This window comes from Fictibacillus sp. 23RED33, assembly GCF_015903925.1.
Taxonomy (GTDB): domain Bacteria; phylum Bacillota; class Bacilli; order Bacillales; family Fictibacillaceae; genus Fictibacillus; species Fictibacillus phosphorivorans.
This window is the reverse complement of record NZ_JACZDX010000001.1, coordinates 620,610-637,643: the sequence shown is the minus strand read 5'-3', so window position 1 is coordinate 637,643 and position 17,034 is coordinate 620,610. Positions and strand designations below refer to the sequence as shown.

The 17,034-nt window shown below is 38.2% G+C and carries 22 protein-coding genes; 8 read left to right on the top strand and 14 right to left on the bottom strand.

Annotated features, from left to right (window positions below; all coding sequences use genetic code 11):
* Nucleotides 1-11 precede the first annotated feature (11 nt).
* Nucleotides 12-464, bottom strand: a complete 453-nt coding sequence (locus IHV09_RS03380; protein WP_197263620.1) for a PaaI family thioesterase — start codon at nucleotides 462-464, stop codon at nucleotides 12-14.
* 136 nt (nucleotides 465-600) lie between these two features.
* Between IHV09_RS03380 and IHV09_RS03375 the strand changes: the two genes are divergently transcribed.
* The 4 genes from IHV09_RS03375 (at nucleotide 601) to IHV09_RS03360 (ending at nucleotide 3,822) form a co-directional block, all read left to right on the top strand.
* Nucleotides 601-1,032 carry a DUF4395 domain-containing protein gene (locus IHV09_RS03375; protein WP_197190484.1) on the top strand — a complete coding sequence of 144 codons (432 nt, stop codon included), beginning with the start codon at nucleotides 601-603 and terminating at the stop codon, nucleotides 1,030-1,032.
* Between the two features lie 304 nt (nucleotides 1,033-1,336).
* Nucleotides 1,337-2,065: an ABC transporter ATP-binding protein gene (locus tag IHV09_RS03370; RefSeq protein ID WP_197190485.1), complete on the top strand. Its 729-nt coding sequence runs from the start codon at nucleotides 1,337-1,339 to the stop codon at nucleotides 2,063-2,065.
* Entirely contained in the window at nucleotides 2,055-3,092 is a 1,038-nt protein-coding gene (locus IHV09_RS03365) for an ABC transporter permease (protein ID WP_197263619.1), read from the top strand. The genes IHV09_RS03370 and IHV09_RS03365 overlap by 11 nt, the downstream gene beginning before the upstream one ends.
* A gap of 73 nt (nucleotides 3,093-3,165) precedes the next feature.
* A complete protein-coding gene (locus IHV09_RS03360; protein ID WP_197190487.1) occupies nucleotides 3,166-3,822 on the top strand; it encodes a TetR/AcrR family transcriptional regulator in 657 nt (218 codons plus the stop codon).
* Between the two features lie 41 nt (nucleotides 3,823-3,863).
* Here IHV09_RS03360 and IHV09_RS03355 read toward each other — a convergent pair whose 3' ends face one another.
* The 3 genes from IHV09_RS03355 to IHV09_RS03345 form a co-directional block, all read right to left on the bottom strand.
* On the bottom strand, nucleotides 3,864-4,004 hold the full coding sequence (locus tag IHV09_RS03355) for a hypothetical protein (protein WP_197127312.1): 141 nt from the start codon (nucleotides 4,002-4,004) through the stop codon (nucleotides 3,864-3,866).
* A gap of 81 nt (nucleotides 4,005-4,085) precedes the next feature.
* Nucleotides 4,086-4,373 carry a hypothetical protein gene (locus IHV09_RS03350; protein WP_197263618.1) on the bottom strand — a complete coding sequence of 96 codons (288 nt, stop codon included), beginning with the start codon at nucleotides 4,371-4,373 and terminating at the stop codon, nucleotides 4,086-4,088.
* Nucleotides 4,370-4,804: a VOC family protein gene (locus tag IHV09_RS03345; protein WP_197190488.1), complete on the bottom strand. Its 435-nt coding sequence runs from the start codon at nucleotides 4,802-4,804 to the stop codon at nucleotides 4,370-4,372. Before IHV09_RS03345 ends, IHV09_RS03350 begins: the two co-directional genes overlap by 4 nt.
* 141 nt (nucleotides 4,805-4,945) lie before the next feature.
* Here IHV09_RS03345 and IHV09_RS03340 point away from each other — a divergent pair, with 141 nt between their 5' ends.
* Nucleotides 4,946-5,323: a glyoxalase superfamily protein gene (locus IHV09_RS03340; protein WP_197128183.1), complete on the top strand. Its 378-nt coding sequence runs from the start codon at nucleotides 4,946-4,948 to the stop codon at nucleotides 5,321-5,323.
* 58 nt (nucleotides 5,324-5,381) lie between these two features.
* On the opposite strand, the gene IHV09_RS03335 is transcribed toward IHV09_RS03340, so the two are convergent.
* Nucleotides 5,382-6,542, bottom strand: a complete 1,161-nt coding sequence (locus IHV09_RS03335) for an acyl-CoA dehydrogenase family protein (protein WP_197263617.1) — start codon at nucleotides 6,540-6,542, stop codon at nucleotides 5,382-5,384.
* Nucleotides 6,543-6,857: 315 nt separating this feature from the next.
* On the opposite strand from IHV09_RS03335, the gene IHV09_RS03330 reads away from it, so the two are divergent.
* The 3 genes from IHV09_RS03330 (at nucleotide 6,858) to IHV09_RS03320 (ending at nucleotide 10,062) form a co-directional block, all read left to right on the top strand.
* Nucleotides 6,858-7,910 carry a hypothetical protein gene (locus IHV09_RS03330; protein ID WP_197263616.1) on the top strand — a complete coding sequence of 351 codons (1,053 nt, stop codon included), beginning with the start codon at nucleotides 6,858-6,860 and terminating at the stop codon, nucleotides 7,908-7,910.
* Between the two features lie 69 nt (nucleotides 7,911-7,979).
* Nucleotides 7,980-8,663 carry a response regulator transcription factor gene (locus IHV09_RS03325; protein WP_197263615.1) on the top strand — a complete coding sequence of 228 codons (684 nt, stop codon included), beginning with the start codon at nucleotides 7,980-7,982 and terminating at the stop codon, nucleotides 8,661-8,663.
* An 88-nt stretch (nucleotides 8,664-8,751) separates the two neighbouring features.
* Nucleotides 8,752-10,062, top strand: coding sequence for a sensor histidine kinase (locus IHV09_RS03320; RefSeq protein ID WP_231618113.1), 1,311 nt, complete (start codon nucleotides 8,752-8,754; stop codon nucleotides 10,060-10,062).
* Between the two features lie 119 nt (nucleotides 10,063-10,181).
* Here the strand turns inward: IHV09_RS03320 and IHV09_RS03315 are convergent, their stop codons facing one another.
* From IHV09_RS03315 to IHV09_RS03275, 9 genes are all read right to left on the bottom strand, one after another.
* Nucleotides 10,182-10,577 (bottom strand): CBS domain-containing protein, encoded by a 396-nt coding sequence (locus tag IHV09_RS03315; RefSeq protein ID WP_197263613.1) that lies wholly within the window; start codon nucleotides 10,575-10,577, stop codon nucleotides 10,182-10,184.
* A gap of 42 nt (nucleotides 10,578-10,619) precedes the next feature.
* Entirely contained in the window at nucleotides 10,620-11,774 is a 1,155-nt protein-coding gene (gene kdpDN / locus IHV09_RS03310) for a KdpD-like non-kinase potassium sensor (protein WP_197263612.1), read from the bottom strand.
* A gap of 87 nt (nucleotides 11,775-11,861) precedes the next feature.
* On the bottom strand, nucleotides 11,862-12,413 hold the full coding sequence (kdpC, locus tag IHV09_RS03305; protein WP_231619448.1) for a potassium-transporting ATPase subunit KdpC: 552 nt from the start codon (nucleotides 12,411-12,413) through the stop codon (nucleotides 11,862-11,864).
* A gap of 91 nt (nucleotides 12,414-12,504) precedes the next feature.
* Nucleotides 12,505-14,517, bottom strand: a complete 2,013-nt coding sequence (kdpB, locus tag IHV09_RS03300; RefSeq protein WP_197190876.1) for a potassium-transporting ATPase subunit KdpB — start codon at nucleotides 14,515-14,517, stop codon at nucleotides 12,505-12,507.
* Between the two features lie 126 nt (nucleotides 14,518-14,643).
* Nucleotides 14,644-16,311 carry a potassium-transporting ATPase subunit KdpA gene (gene kdpA / locus IHV09_RS03295; RefSeq protein WP_197190495.1) on the bottom strand — a complete coding sequence of 556 codons (1,668 nt, stop codon included), beginning with the start codon at nucleotides 16,309-16,311 and terminating at the stop codon, nucleotides 14,644-14,646.
* A 12-nt stretch (nucleotides 16,312-16,323) separates the two neighbouring features.
* Complete coding sequence (locus tag IHV09_RS22770; protein ID WP_370568951.1) at nucleotides 16,324-16,392, bottom strand: potassium-transporting ATPase subunit F; 69 nt, start codon at nucleotides 16,390-16,392, stop codon at nucleotides 16,324-16,326.
* A gap of 8 nt (nucleotides 16,393-16,400) precedes the next feature.
* On the bottom strand, nucleotides 16,401-16,508 hold the full coding sequence (locus IHV09_RS03285; protein WP_156499132.1) for a hypothetical protein: 108 nt from the start codon (nucleotides 16,506-16,508) through the stop codon (nucleotides 16,401-16,403).
* A gap of 23 nt (nucleotides 16,509-16,531) precedes the next feature.
* Nucleotides 16,532-16,807, bottom strand: coding sequence for an HPr family phosphocarrier protein (locus IHV09_RS03280; RefSeq protein WP_066392488.1), 276 nt, complete (start codon nucleotides 16,805-16,807; stop codon nucleotides 16,532-16,534).
* A gap of 77 nt (nucleotides 16,808-16,884) precedes the next feature.
* Nucleotides 16,885-17,022 carry a hypothetical protein gene (locus tag IHV09_RS03275; protein WP_197127301.1) on the bottom strand — a complete coding sequence of 46 codons (138 nt, stop codon included), beginning with the start codon at nucleotides 17,020-17,022 and terminating at the stop codon, nucleotides 16,885-16,887.
* Nucleotides 17,023-17,034 lie beyond the last annotated feature (12 nt).

Below are 17,034 nucleotides of genomic sequence, written 5' to 3'. Positions count from 1 at the left end.
TGTGAATCCACTTACCCTTCTTCTGTCCCTACAAAATATTCATTCTTCCGATAAGATAGAGCGCTCACATGAGCAACAAGCTCTTTATCGTTCTCCACTCTCACTTCATACCAAGAAGTTCTATGATTACGTTTAATCTCTATAGCTCTTGCTGTAATTTTATCACCACTTTGACATGCAGCGAGATATCCAATATTTACAGAAAGTCCTACTGATGTTTTTCCATAGGAATTACATGCTACAGCAAAGACAAAGTCAGCAATGGCAAATAATGCAGCACCATGTGCTGTACCATGAGCATTGAGCATATTTTCTGAGATTGTCATTTGTGCTACTGCCGTTCCTGGTCCAACCTCTACTAATTCAATACCTAACCACTCTGCAAAAGTATCATTCTTTAGTTTTTCCTCAATCTCCTTCGCATACTGAAAATGCACATCACGATCGTCTCTTTTTATCTTCATTATTCTCACCTCGCTATAAGACATTCTTGTTATAACAAACAATCCCCTTCTTTCATTAATAAGGATTAACACTTCACATTACTGACGAATACATTTACAATAAGATAACTAAACCTATGAGAAAGGTCGGATTTACATGTCCCACTCCTCCATTTCAATTCCAAGACCTTTAGTGCGAACAAATCAGTGGTTCATTTTTTTATCAACGCTAGCAACATGGCTTTCTGGTCAAACTTGGTTTTTGTTACTACCTTTAATCGCTGGACTTCTAGGTATGTTCTTCGATTACAATCCTATAATGAGAGCTGCTAAATTATTCTTGAAAAAGAAACCTTCTGAATACATTCCAGAAGATAAAGATCAGCAACAGTTTAATCAATTGATTGCGATCTCACTCCTTACTGTAGGATTTTTAAGTCATTTAATGGGATGGAGTACTATAGCTTGGACTGCTACTATAATGGTCGCAACAGCTTCGTTCGTAGCCATACTTGGCTTTTGTATCGGGTGCTTTATCAGGTTCAGATGGCAGCAATATCGTTACAAAAAAGCTCAAGACTCTAACTAAAGCATAAAAAAGAACCATTCCCTTTACCTGTGAATGGTTCTTTCCAATTTTATCGCTTCAAATACAAAGCTTTGTCTCGATCCTATCGAGAGAACGACTCCCTTACTCCCTGGAAAAACGAATCTTGAGTGTTCCTATTTTTCTAAATGAATAGCTTTTTCAGTTAACAGAAATTTGATTACAAATTTTTCTACTATAACCTCACATGAAAATGAGTGAGTACTCACTTGACGATTTAAATCCTACCGCATATGATATTTGTAAATGAGTGATTACTCACTTTAATTCTGGAGGTGGTTTCCATATGCAAACCGTAATTCAAGTGAAAAATGTTTCTAAAAATTATCGATCTCATCAAGTGTTACAGAACATTGATTTAACGGTGAACAAAAATGAAATCTATGGATTGCTGGGTCCATCAGGTGCTGGGAAAACAACACTTGTTAAGATGATTGCAGGGATCGAAACCCCAACAACTGGCAGTATATGTGTTCTTGATTCGGATATGCCAAAACTTAACACCATGACACAAATTGGATTTATGGCTCAATCTGATGCTCTTTATGGAGAATTAAGCGGAAAGGAAAATCTTGAATTTTTCTCCTCTATTTATGGTTTAAAGGGACAAAAACAAAAAGAACGGATCGATCAGGCATCAGACCTCGTAAACCTTACAAACTTCCTGCAAAAACCCGTTAATCAATATTCCGGGGGCATGAAACGGAGATTATCTTTAGCTGCTGCACTCTTGCATGACCCTAAGATCCTCATTCTAGATGAACCTACTGTAGGAATCGATCCTGTTCTCAGGCAATCTATATGGGATGAGCTGTATAAGCTAAGCAAGAGTGGTACAACGATCTTAGTCACAACACATGTAATGGATGAAGCAGAAAAATGCAACCAGCTGGGAATGCTTCGTGATGGAAAGCTAATTGCATCTGGTTCACCAAGAGAACTAAAGGATAACACTTCAAGCGCTTCAATCGAAGAAGCATTTCTTTATTATGGAGGTGTTCATCATGCGAATTAAGGCACTTGTGATCCGGATAATCAGACAATTCGTGCGGGACAAACGTACACTCGCGATGATGTTCATTGCACCTCTTCTCATCTTAACGCTTGTGAACCTCGTTTTTTCAAGCAATGACTATGAACCAAAGATAGGCGTTGTCAGTGATCAACAAATGGTGGTAGACAAACTGAAATTATCAGATAAAGCTTTCATAGTTTATCAAAAGCGTTCAGAAGCTCATCAAGACTTATCAGAAGAAAAACTTGATGCCGTACTTGATGTCGAACTTCACTCAACTACTATTACTCTAGAAGGAAGCAATCCGACAGCAAACAAGGCTTCTATTATGATGATTGAAAAGACATTGAAAACAATGCCGGATCAAGACACAGAAAAAACAAAATTAAATCCGGAGATTCATTATTTGCATGGTTCAGCTGATATGGAAACTTTCGACTATATCGGTCCATTCTTAATAGGATTTTTTATTTTCTTTTTCGTTTTTTTAATCTCAGGGGTTTCATTTCTGCGTGAAAGAACGACTGGAACACTTGAACGGCTGCTTGCTACTCCGATGCGTCGATGGGAAATGGTAGTTGGATATGTTTTAGGCTTGGGCATTTTCACGATTCTACAATCAGCCATTATTGTTTCGTTCGCCATCTATGTTCTCGATATTATGATGGTTGGGTCTCTTTGGATAGTAATTTTGATTACACTGATGCTTGCTATAACGGCCCTCTCACTCGGAACATTACTTTCTGCTTTTGCAACGAACGAACTGCAGATGATTCAATTCATCCCGCTCGTCGTGGTACCGCAAGTGTTTTTCTCTGGCTTATTTACCGTTGAAACAATGGCAGATTGGCTTCAGCCCCTGAGCTATATTATGCCTTTAACATACGGAGGAGAAGCGATTAGGGATATAATGATTCAAGGTGACGGTTGGGGAGATATTTACGGAAACGTGCTAGTGCTCCTTGGGTTCTCTCTTTTATTTATGATATTAAACGTGCTCGCTTTGAAAAAACACCGAAGACTATAAGTTAAGCGTTTGTACTGCCTGACTTTAGTGTCTATAATGAAGAAAATGTACGTTTTTAAAAGGAGTAGCTTTAATGTCTAATTTAGACTGGATTAACGACCTAATTAACGATCACGATGTCCCAACGATGAGCGATAAACAGCGAAAAATCTTAGAAGCAGCCATCGATACATTCTCAGAAAAGGGATATGCCGCTTCTTCTACGAGTGAGATTGCCAAAAAAGCTGGAGTTGCTGAAGGTACGATTTTTCGTCATTTTAATACGAAAAAAGAGTTGTTGCTTGCTATTGTTACACCAACAGTAGCAAAATTTGTAGCTCCCTTCTTCATCAAGTCCTTCACTAAAGAGGTATTTGAAAACGAATATGAACATTATGAAGATTTTATAAGAGTGATTGCTAAAAACAGGCTTGAATTCGTTCGGAAGCAATTTCCTGTATTAAAAATTTTTATTCAAGAGATTGCTTTTCACGATGAATTACGCGAGCCTTTTCAAAAGCTTTTCACTGAACATGTTTATCAAAAATTCAAGAAAATCATCGAGCACTTCCAAGAAAAAGGGGAGATTGTTTCCCTTCCTCCGGAAACGATTATGCGCATGACTGCATCAAGTATCATAGGCTATATCCTGCCACGCTTTCTTCTCTTCTCTGATAAAGAATGGGATGATGAAAAAGAAATTGATCAAATCGTGGCGTTTATTATGTATGGTCTTACAGGAAAACGATAACGTAAAAACAGAACCCGCTTTCTAAAGAAACGGGTTCTGTTTTATTCTACTAGTATTTGAGGTTCGGGGGTAAAGTGAGAAAGTTGAACATTAGGATCAGTTGTTGTCGGTGACATTACCTTAGCAGCGGGACTAATAGCAATGAGCAAACAAATGATGACAAATATATTCACTTTCTTCATACACTCACCTCCCACTCTTCACTTTAAATCTTCATTTATCCTCGAGATTCATAATATACATTACCCAATATTCTCACAGTCTCAAGCCTGTTTTTTTGGTGTGATCGGTTTTAGTGTGCTTTTTTCACTTAATAGAATAACGAACAAGCAAACAGCAAGAACTAAAAATATAATGCCAGAACCCATAAAGCCATTTGAATAGGATGGTATATCTACAGTTGGAACCCTCTCATTGATTTCTATTCCTAAAAAGTACACACCAATGCTGTCTCCGTCGACCTGGGTTTCAGCAACCTCCCTTAGATTTAGTCCATAGGTTAACAATAAGATACCTAATATAGAAAAAAGGATACCTATTAACCACCTCATCTTTCAATCTCTGAAACAGTTTCTTTCCGTAAAGTTTTATACTTTGGACTCAGGACACTCCAAACATCAAAACAATTTCCATCTGGATCGAAAAAAACGAAATTCTCACCGTCATGTCCACGATCTTCAATATCTCCTGTTTGTATGCCCTGAGTTCTAAATTCAGCATGCAAGTTATACAGTTCTTCCTTTCCGTCTACTTCAAATGTTAATGAAAATCTTTTATCCCCTTTGTAGTCTGTAAAGTTTGAAGTCTCATCTTTCAATGACCTCACTAGAAAAAAACTTTGGTCTGCTAGATCTAGTATGGCTTTTTCCTCATCACAATAGTTGATCGTTGCACCAAGCTCTTCAGCGTACCACTTAGCTGAATGATCAACATGCAAAACAGGTACATAGGTCGTACCTACACGGATTAGTTTTTTATTCAAGGATATCTCCTCCTCATAAAATAGAATTATTTAATATAAAAAATTCTTCTATTAAAAGAAAAATCCTCCTAGAAAACAAGGGAACTCGTCATGCGTAGCAGAAATAGTCTTATAACAAAATACTTGGAGAGTGATTACTTCATGAATCATTATCAATTTAAAAATACAATCCCTGTCCTTCGAATATTTGATGAAGATAAGGCAAGAGAATTCTACTTTGATTTCCTTGGGTTTTCATTAGATTGGGAACATCGTTACGAAGAAGATTTCCCCATCTATATGCAGGTTTCTCTAGGGGAATGCTCTTTACACCTATCCGAACATCATGGTGATTCGAGCCCTGGAATAAAAGTAAGGATACATGTTGAAGGAATCGAAGCCTACCATCAATTTTTGGCAGAAAAAAAGTATAAGTATGCTAGACCTGGACTCGAAGAGGCACATGGCTTTAAAGAGGTTAGAGTAGGTGATCCATTTGGTAATGAATTTTGTTTTGTAGAACGGATTGAATCACTATAATATGTTTTCAGAAAACGAGCAAAAAGACACCTCGAGTTAAAACTCCAGGTGCCTTTTTTCATTTATCTAACGCTCTTTTGGCTAGCGTACTAATAACCATATCATCCATCGGAGGATTATGAAGCCCCGCTCTAACATCCCGGTAATGTCGTTGTAGGGGGTTTGACATAGCTAGACTTCTTGCTCCAACAATCCTCATAGCGAGATCAACCACCTTTGCGGCCGCATTCGTTACAACGTGCTTCACTGCCATCAATTCTGGACCCATTTGCATTCTGCGATGAGGTTCATTTACCCATCTTAGGGCAACACTGTATAATAGCTCTCTAGCATGAAAAAGCTCAAGCTCCATCTCCCCCACCTTTCGTTGCACTTCTGGTACTTCTCCTATTGGTCCTCTCAGACTATTGGGTTTGTACGTTTTTGCAAAGTGAACGGCTTCATTGCGAGCTGCAACCGCAACACCAATGTAACACGCTGGTATATGAAGCAGCCACGCTTTTGGCAATTCGCTCTTGCCTCGATCTTGTTCGACTAAAGCATTGTTTTCAACTTTTACATCCTTCATGATAAGATCATCACTTCGAGTTCCACGCATCGCTACAGTGTCCCACGTTTCTTCAATTGATACACCTTCAGATTTCATAGAGATCATGAAATTCCCTTTCTTACCCGTATCTCCTACCTGTGCCGAAACAATTGCATAATCAAGGGCTGGGGCCATAGAAGTGAAGGTTTTCCTACCATTGATAATCCACTTATCATCACTTTGAAATGCTGTTGTTTGCGGCATTCCTCCACGAGTAGGACTTCCTGTTGCTGGCTCCGTTGCTGCACGGTTCACTAAAACTCGATCATGCACTACCTTTTCACAAAGCATCTTAAATATTGCATCATCCCAAGTTCGCTCTTCTGCGAGTTCTAAAAAACAGCCAAGGTGCCAACCGAGACACAAAGCAGTAGCTGCATCACCAGTCGCAATTTTTTCTTGTAATAGAACAAACTCGTACAAACTTAATCCTTCCCCACCAAACTCAGTCGGAATGGTTAATGATAGGTACCCCGCTTCTTTTAACTCTTCTACATTTTCAAATGGGAATTCACTTTTTTGGTCATATGTGTCCGCTCTCTTAGCGAATCCACCAGCAAGAGCATCAATCTTATCAAACCATTCTTGCTGTTTCTTTGTTTTTATATATCTTTCATATAAATAATCCACACGGTGACAATCCCTTCTTAACAAATCAGAACACTATGGTTTTTAAAAATAGTTTATGCCCTTTACATAAAAAACGGCAAGGTATTAGTCCTATAATTCCCCTTTGACATCTTACTGACACATTAATCCTTCATGATCACTATATGAAACAGCTTATTTTAGAAGAATATATGAGCTCAATTGAATGTTAATTAGATTTTATAAATTTTTTTATATTTTACTACGCCTGACATGATGCTGACACGTTCAATGGTTACATTATTGGTACAAGGAAAGAAACACAACACTTTAGAAACTTAGTAGGAGGAACATTCAATGAAAAAGAAAGTAATCGGATTTACAATCGCAGGTGCATTACTAGTTGGTGGTTATGCTACAACTTCTCTTGCAGCAGATGATGATCGTTCTAGTTCGAATTCAGTTTCAAAAAAATGGGAGATGAAAGACAAAGGGTTTGGACACAAACATTTCAGAGGTTTACTTAAAGGAAACTCAGAAGAATTAATTAAAAAAGCCAAAGAACTTGGAATTGCTACAAGTGGGAAAGATGCTGAAACGCTCATGAAGGAAATTCGTGACGCAAAAATCAAAAAGGAAGCAAAGGAATTAGGCATTAAGACTTCTGGTAAAGAAATTGATACACTCTTTGAAGAAGTAAAGCTAGCTAAACTAAAAGAAAAAGCTAAAGAACTTGGAATCTCTACCACAAACAAAGATGCCGAAGTTCTACGCGATGAAATTCATATGGTAAAGATTAAGAAGGAAGCAAAAAAACTAGGTATTGCAACTGATGGAAAAGATGAACAAACATTAAGACAAGAAATCAAACAAACCACTCTAACTAAAAAAGCAAAAGAGCTTGGCATCTCTACTGATGGCAAAGACCAAGAAGCGCTTCAACAGGAAGTGTTGACTGCTGCGATAAAAAAAGAAGCTAAATCATTAGGTATTCCTGTGGACGGAAAAGATATTCGTGAAGTTGCTCAAGAAGTTACACGTGCAAAAGTAAAAGCTGATGCAAAAAAACTTAATATAACGATTGATGGAAAAACCATTCCAGAAATCGCTTCAGAAATCAAAAAGAAAAAGATAGAAAAATTAGCAAAAGAACTTGGCATTTCAACAAAAAACCGATCAACGAGAGAACTAATTGAAGCTATTGAAAAGAAAGATGCAAATAAACTAGAAGCATTAAAAGATGAAGACTTCTTCCCTTTGATGGGTAAAGGTTACGGAGGCTTTGGACCAGGTGGTCACCAAATTAAACATCATAAAAAAGGACAGCGTTTCGAAGGTGAAGCACCTCCTTCAAACAATAAGATGCAACCTCAGATGAATGAGCAGTCCGAGTTCGGAAACGATATGTAAAGCCTATGATCCCCAGTCTATAAAACTGGGGATTTTTACAGTATAGTATGGGTAACAGGAGGTATGAACATGAAAAGTATATTGCTAGTAGAAGATGAAGTAACCATATCAAGAGTATTAAGTGTCTATTTAAAACACGAAAACTTTGATGTTGTTCAAGCATTTGACGGTAAGACCGCACTTCAACAGTTCAAAGAAACTACCTTTAACCTAGTGTTGCTTGATGTAATGCTTCCCGATCAGGATGGGTGGTCAATCCTTCAAGAGATTCGTCGAAATAGTTCATGCCCTGTTATCATGCTCACAGCCTTAGGAGACATCGATTATCGCTTGAAAGGATTAAATCAAGGAGCAGATGACTACATAGCAAAACCATTTATCGGCGAAGAAGTTATTGCGAGAGTTCATGCAGTCCTTCGTCGATCTACGAATGTACTAGAAACCGAGAACACAAAACAATATGGAAGTCTGAGCATCAACTTCGACTCTCATTCTGTAAAAATAAATGGTGAGCCTATCATTCTAACACCAAAAGACACCTCCTTATTGCTCTTTTTGGCCAATCATCCAAACCGCACCTACACAAGAGAGATTTTAATTGAACAAATATGGGGCTTAGATTATTATGGCAGCGAACGTGCTGTAGACTTATCGATCAAACGTGTTCGTCAAGCTCTCGCTGCATGGCCAGACACACAAGGAGAAATCCGAACACTTAGAGGACTGGGGTATCAATTCTGTGTATACGAATAAAAAAGACAGAACAACTTTATTAAAGTATTGGACCACCCGATATGTCCTCACCCTCTTTATTGGTCTTCTAATCTTAGGTTTATGTTCTTTGTGGTGGATACGGCATACGGCTTTAGAAAATCGTTTAACACTCATGGAATACATGGCAGCTGATACAGCGGATCGTATTGAATCCGGAGACAGAAAGAATGATTTAGGTCGGTTCAATCGTAAACTAGATGATCGCGCAGAACTATTGCAGATGGAAAAGCCACCTGAACTATATATTACGGATTTGAATGGTAACATTCTTAATCTGAAATCTATAAAAAAGAATCCAGATGCAAATAAACCTACATTAAAATTGAATGCTATCCCGGTTGAAATAGTAGACAGTGAAAAAACAACTAACACATTTAAAGTGAATGGCAAGTCTGCCTATGCAGTCAAAAAACCTTTAATATACGCTGGAATCCAAGCAGGTTGGGTAATTATCATACAATCTGCCTCAAACCTCTCAGATGTGGATCAAGGTTATCGTCTTCCTATCTTCCTATTGATAAGCCTTGGTCTTCTCGGATGGTTGATCATCTATATTCTATTAAAAAAGATTCTAAAACCCATCCAAGATGTGGCACATGCTGCTTCTCAAATTAAAGATGGAAATTACGACATTCAATTAGGTACCGATGCTAAAGAACAAGAAATTTATGATCTTTTAACTTCCTTTGAACAGATGAGTACGAAGTTGAAGCATTTAGAAAAGCTCCGAGCAGAATTACTGGCAGGAGTTACACATGACTTAAAAACACCTGTTACGTCTATTAGTGGTCTCGTGCAAGCTGTTAAAGACGGGATTGTTTTGGGAGATGAAAAAGAAGAATTTCTGCAGATTACAATGAAGGAAATTTATAGATTGCAAAGGATGATTGAAGATTTATTAGATTATAACTCTCTTTCCGCTGGAGCTTTTACGATGCGTAATGAAACATGCAACATGAACGAGCTTGTTCAAGATATCGTTCACCAATGGAGTATGACCAAGAACAAAGAAGTTATGTGTAAGGCTATTGTTCCAGAAAGCTTAATATATAGAGAAGTTGATCCACTTCGTTTACAGCAGGTCATCATTAACCTCTTAAACAATGCTTATCAAGCTTTAGGAGATGAAAAAGTGATCAGCGTTGTCTTGTACGAAAATAGGATTGAAGTGACAGACACTGGGGCAGGGATTCCCGAAAATGAACAGCCTTATATATTCGAACGGTTTTTTCGTGGTGAAAAGAAAAAGTTAAAAGTGCGCGGCCTTGGCCTTGGACTACCATTTAGTAAAATGCTAGCAAAAGCGTTAGGTGCAGATTTAGTTCTCAAAAAAAGTTCCCTTACTGGAAGCACTTTTTTAATAGAATGGAAAAAATAAATATTACACATTTACAAGAACACACGTTCGTGTTATGATTATTTCAGGTTAGGTCATCCAACAGCCTACCTCCCCACCAGTGAGACCGGCCTACCCAGCCGGTCATTTTTTCATAAATCTTATACCTTACTCAAATAATGAATGATGTCCATTCTACGTATGATACCGATAAATACTTCGTTGTCATCCACAACTGGTACGAAGTTTTGAACGGCAACAAGCGACATTAAGTCTTCCATCTCAGCATCAATATGAACAGGCTGATAGTCCCTGTTTACCATTATGTCCTTAATATAATGATGCTCACTATTTTGAAAAGAAAGACCTTCTGTGTTTTTAATTTTCCATAAAAGGTCACCCTCTGTGATCGTTTTTATATAATGTCCCTTTTCATCAATTACAGGTACAGCGGTGTATCTGTGATACTCCATTTTTTCCATAGCCTGGCGAATGGTTGATTCTGCATGTAAACAGATCACTTCTTTCTTTGGAAGAAGAAAGAATGCAATATTCATAACTTGTAAATCCCCTCTTGATTGTAATTTTATTCGTATTAATTATGACTGTTCTTCAGAAACGATGTGTATGTCTATGTTTTTTGAATTTCTCATTATACTGTTAACAATAGAACCCTTTGTAATCTCTTCCCATCTCGTTCTTGCAGATTGGCCTAAAATAATCTGAGTAATATGATGTTCTTTTGCGACATCTGTAATAACTTGTGGTATTTTTCTTTGTCTGGATCTTTCTAGAATAAATTTAGCGTTAAATTCTACAGCAAGTTTTTTCCAGCCTCTGATTCTTTTTCGCTGTTCTTGAGAAATGTTCCCTCTGTGATCGATCAACACATTTAAAACATATAATTCTGCATTTAAACGATTGGCTATTCGCCAGCCTCTTCGGATCAGCTTTTCTGCACTTGGACCATATTGTACACAGACTAAAATTTTTTCTGCCACACCTGTTGGACCACTATCGGTAAAGACGATATCGGATTTTAAGAGCTTTTCATCTACATCATCTGCAATTTCACGGAGAGATAATTCACGCAGTGCACCTAAATTGTTCTTAGTAAAAAAGTTGTTCAATGCCTGGTCTATTTTTTCCTGCGCATAAATTTTACCTTCTATTAAACGTTGCCTCAGCATTTCTGGTGTCACGTCAATTAAGATTACTTCATGTGCAATATCCAGAATCCTGTCAGGTATTCGTTCGCGAACTGCTACTCCTGTAATATGCTGAACAATATCATGAACACTTTCAATATGTTGGATGTTTACTGCTGATACAACATTAATTCCGGCATCAAGTATTTCTTCCACATCCATGTATCGCTTTTTGTTTTTTGAACCTGGAACATTGGTATGGGCCAATTCATCAATTATGACCACATCTGGTCGGCGTTCAATGATCTTTTCTATATTTAACTCTTCTAGTTTTTTATCTTTGTATTCAATGGTTTTTTTAGGTATGATTTCAAGATCTTTAATTCTTTCTGCTGTTTCTTTTCTACCATGGGTTTCAATTAAGCCGATTACGATATCGACTCCTTGTTTTTTTAAATCATGAGCTTCTAAAAGGATTCTATACGATTTACCTACACCTGGTGCTGCTCCAACGAATAGCTTTAACTTTCCCTTTTCATCTTGATAGATTTCCTGCAGAAATTCTTCAGGCGTTTTCCTTTTAAGTTGAGGGTATTTATCATACATTTACGCACCTCGTTATCATCATCATCGACTACAAACCAAGAAGCAAGAGCCTTTACCCTAAGTGTAGAGTAAAGGCTTTGTCTTCTACTATTGTAACAATTTCTCTAAAGCAATATTAAGTGTCAGTACATTCACGCGAGGTTCACCAAACAGACCAAGCTCTCTTCCTTGAGTATTTTCTTTAATCAATTTTTTAAGTTTTTCTTTATTTATTCCTGTTGCTTCTGCAATTCTTGGAACCTGTACATCTGCAGCCTCAGGAGTAATATGCGGATCAAGTCCGGATCCGGAGTTTGTGATTAAATCAATCGGAAGCTCGTTAACAGGTACAGCTGGGTTAGCCTTTTCCCATGCAGCTATGCTTTCTTTCATTCGTTTCATCATATCTTCATTTGAAGGTGCATAGTTTGGACTTCCAGAACCAGCCGCGTCGTACTCGATACTGGAAACACGCCCGCTGAAGTATTCGGGTTTCGTAAACGTTTGACCAATAAGTTCAGAACCTATTACTTCTTTATCTTCATTATAGATTAAGCTTCCATCCGCTTGCTTCGGCATAACGACTTGTGCAATTCCTGTGACAACAACAGGATATACAAGACCGCATATCACCATTAAAGCAAGGGAAAGGCGAAGCATCTTAACGATATTGTTAACGATAAATACTTTTTCATTATGTTGATTTAATGAATGTGATTGCATATCAATCAATTCCTTTCTTTTCTAACGGTTACACGAACAAGTGAACAATCAGATCAATCAATTTTATTCCGATAAAAGGTACGATTACACCACCGAAACCATAGATTAGGAGGTTACGTTTCAATAAAGCATTTGAACTCATCGGTTTGTAAGCTACTCCTCTCATAGCCAGAGGAATGAGCAATGGAATAATAATCGCATTAAAGATTAACGCAGACAGTATGGCCGACATCGGTGAGCCAAGCTTCATGACATTGAGTACTTCCATCTCAGGAATCGCCAGCATGAACATCGCTGGGATGATGGCAAAATACTTCGCAATATCATTCGCGATACTGAATGTTGTTAACGCACCACGAGTCATTAGCAATTGTTTCCCAATGGAAACCACTTCAATAATTTTCGTCGGATCGGAATCCAAGTCTACCATGTTGGCAGCTTCTTTCGCTGCAGTCGTTCCACTGTTCATGGCAAGGCCTACATCCGCTTGTGCAAGTGCTGGTGCATCATTCGTTCCATCACCAGTCATCGCAACCAATTTTCCTTCTGCTTGTTCACGCTTAATTACAGCGATTTTATCTTCTGGTTTACTTTCAGCAATAAAGTCATCCACGCCGGCTTCTCTTGCTATTGTTTTAGCCGTTAATGGGTTGTCACCTGTACACATGATCGTTTTGATTCCCATTTTTCGTAACTGTTCAAAACGTTCTTTCATTCCAGGCTTTACGGTATCTTTTAAATAAATAAGTCCGTATATATGCTGATCCACAGCTACTGCCAGCGGCGTTCCACCTTCAGATGCAATTCGGTTTCCTTTTTCTTCAAGGTCATGTGGCACTTCTCCACCAGTTGCAAGTACCCAGTTTTTAATTGCGTCTACCGCTCCTTTTCGTACTTTTCTTCCATCTTTTAAGTCGATTCCGCTCATTCGCGTTTCGGCTTTAAACTCAATAAATTCTCCATCTTCACCAAGGTATTGATCAAACGATAAGTGTTCTTTTTTCATGAGTTCCAAAACGGATTTACCTTCTGGTGTATCATCTTTTAATGAACTGATGGCAGCCCATTCCCCAACTGATTTTTTCGTATCGAATCCTACTGGTACAAATTCGCTTGCCATACGGTTTCCGAATGTAATCGTCCCCGTTTTATCTAGGATGATCGTATTGATGTCACCTGCAGCTTCAACCGCTTTACCAGACATAGCGATTACATTAAATCTCGTAACACGGTCCATTCCAGCAATACCGATCGCGGATAAAAGTCCACCGATTGTTGTCGGAATCAAACAAACGAGTAATGCGATTAAGACCGGTACTGGTATGTCAAAACCTAGATACTTTGTAAAGAATGGAAGTGTTACAACTACAATCATAAAAACAAGTGTCAAACTCGTTAAAACAGTACTTAACGCAATTTCATTCGGTGTTTTTTGACGCTTCGCTCCTTCTACGAGGGAGATCATGCGATCAAGGAATGATTCTCCTGGATCTGCTGTAATTCGTACTTTAATTTCATCACTTACTACACGTGTTCCTCCTGTTACGGAGTTAAAGTCACCGCCAGCTTCTTTAATTACAGGAGCTGATTCTCCTGTAATCGCCGACTCATCAACAGAGGCAAGACCAGATATGACTTCACCGTCTCCTGGAATCATTTCACCTTGTTTTACAATAACGATGTTTCCTTTACGAAGATCAGCTGATGAAACTCTTTTGTGTTTACCGTTTTCCAACACAAGGTTTGCATAAACTTCTTTTTTCGTTTTCTTTAATGAATCAGCCTGTGCTTTCCCTCTTCCTTCAGCTATTGCTTCAGCGAAATTTGCAAACAGGAGGGTTATAAACAGAATGAAGGTTACAGCAATATTGAAACCAACTTGAGTTTGGTCTCCAAAAAAGGTTAATAATAATGTAATTACAAAACCAATTTCAACAACAAACATGATCGGGTTTTTAATCATTACCCTTGGATCTAGTTTAATAAAAGATTCCTTTATCGCCTGATTCACGATTTCTTTATTCATCATTGTTTTATTCATTTGTACTTCCTCACGATTCTTTTTCATCGGGCCGTTCCCACCTTTATTTGGAGGAACGTACTGAGATAATTCTTTTTTGGTTCTTAAGCCTTGAGCACCCATTATTCATTCACCTCTCTACAGCATCTATAATGTTAAATATTCAGCAATCGGGCCTAATACTAATACCGGGAAAAAAGTTAAAGCCCCAACGATAAATACAGCCCCAATAAATACTCCTGCAAATAGTCCGTTATCTGTTCTAAACGTTCCGATCGTTTCTGGAACGGTTCGTTTGACAGCCAATGATCCTGCAACCGCAAGCATCGTTACAATGGAGAAGAACCTTCCAAGATACATGACAATTCCGGTAGAAATATTCCAGAAGTTTGTCGCATCTCCTAATCCTTCAAAACCAGAGCCGTTATTGGCTGCTGAAGAGGTATATTCATAGATTACTTGTGAAATACCATGAAAACCTGAGTTCGAAATGGCCGCATGTCCGAGTGGTGTAAAGAAAGCTACAGCAGATGCTCCTAAAATAAGGAACGGGTGGATTAACAACGTCGCTGCAATCAGCTTCATTTCTTTACCTTCAATCTTTTTACCTAGAAATTCCGGGGTACGTCCCACCATTAATCCAGATAAGAAAACACCAATAATCGCATACATTAAGACGTTGACAAAGCCTGCCCCTACACCGCCATAAACGGTATTTAACATCATATTGGATAATGTAACTAATCCGCCTAGCGGAGTCAGTGTATCGTGCATCGTATTTACAGCCCCCGTTTCTGAAGCCGTTGTAACAACCGAGTAAAGTGAAGACTGAGCGACACCAAATCGTACTTCCTTTCCTTCCATGCTTCCTTGATCATGTTGCACACCTAGAGCATTGATTGCTTGGTTTCCCTGATATTCGGCACTTAGGGAGATGCCAAGGAACATAATAAACATCATCGTCATGGAAACGAAAAGAATACGTCCCTGCTTTGGATTTCCAACCATCTTTCCGTACGTAAACGGTAATGCCATCGGTAATAGGAGCATCAATAAGATTTGAATAAAGTTGCTCGGCCCGTTCGGGTTTTCAAACGGATGCGCTGAGTTAACTCCGAAAAATCCACCGCCGTTATTTCCTAATTCTTTTATGGATAAAAACGAACCAACTGGGCCAACTGCAATGTTTTGTTTTCCACCTTCAACTGTAGTCGCTGTAACCGTTGGATCTAATGTCTGCGGTACTCCAAGTGCGACGAAAATGAGTCCTGTTACAAAAGCGATCGGTAGTAACACACGAATGATACCCCTAACCATATCCACAAAAAAGTTTCCTAAAGACTTGCCAGATAGCCCACGAATGAATGCGATTGCTACTGCTAATGCTGTAGCTGGTGCAACAAACATCATGAAAAGAATGCCAATCATCTGTGAAAGATAGGATAAACCACTTTCACCACTGTAATGCTGCAGATTCGTATTCGTCATAAAACTTACTGCTGTGTTAAACGCAAGGCTTGGATCCATGTTTGCTATCTTACTCGGATTCAGAGGCAAACTGCCTTGGAAACGGAAGATTAAATAAACTAATAGAATCATAATCGCATTGATCACAATGACTGATGAAGCATAAACTTTCCAAGATTGATTTTTATTTTTCATTCCACTAATGGAATAAATCAGTTTTTCGAAAGGATAAAAGAGTTTGTTCTTATTCGAATAATTGAACGAGTTCGCTAAATAAATTCCTACTGGTTTTGCAAGTAAAAGAGCTATAAGTAGAGTTATAGCTATAGAGAGTAAACTGACTAACAACGGAAAAACCTCCTAAAATTTCTCTGGATTCAATAATACGTAAAGAAGATACACCGTTGTTAAAACGGCTAATCCAAACATGACAGTCATCATTTATTTACACTTCCTTCATCAACAACACTTGATGACCATTTTGCTAGACCCATCATTAAGACAGGCATTCCTACCATCAATAAAACCATCATCACATCTAACATTTTTACACCTTCTTTTTATTAGTTCATTGTTCTAAGTAACCATTCAGCATTAGAGATAAATTTTTGATAGCCTCTTGAGCATCACAACCTTCAATTCTAAGTGTGATCGGTTCGTTTTGATTTCTTGAATAGTGTGACAAAAAGAATAGATTAACGGATAGTAAGCCTTTCGCATTAATCTGTATGCCTTGATAAAAGAAAAGAATCTCACTTTCGAAAGAACCAGCAGCATTGACAAATTCATTGATCTGTCCGATCGACAACCTTTTTGGCAATAAAACAACTGACTCTGTCCCCATGTCTTCACCCTGCCTATCACTGGTTTGGATTTACAGAGGGAACATCTTATCTTTGATGGGTTCCCTCCTGTAATTGCTTAACCTTTACTTCTAAGCGTGTCTTGTATGATCCATTTTGAGAGACTATGTTGAATCACACTTGCATAATAAGCATTCAATTGATCTCTTTTCGCTTTTAACAAAATCTGTTCAATTTCGTTTGGACTTAATCTCATAAATGAATTCCT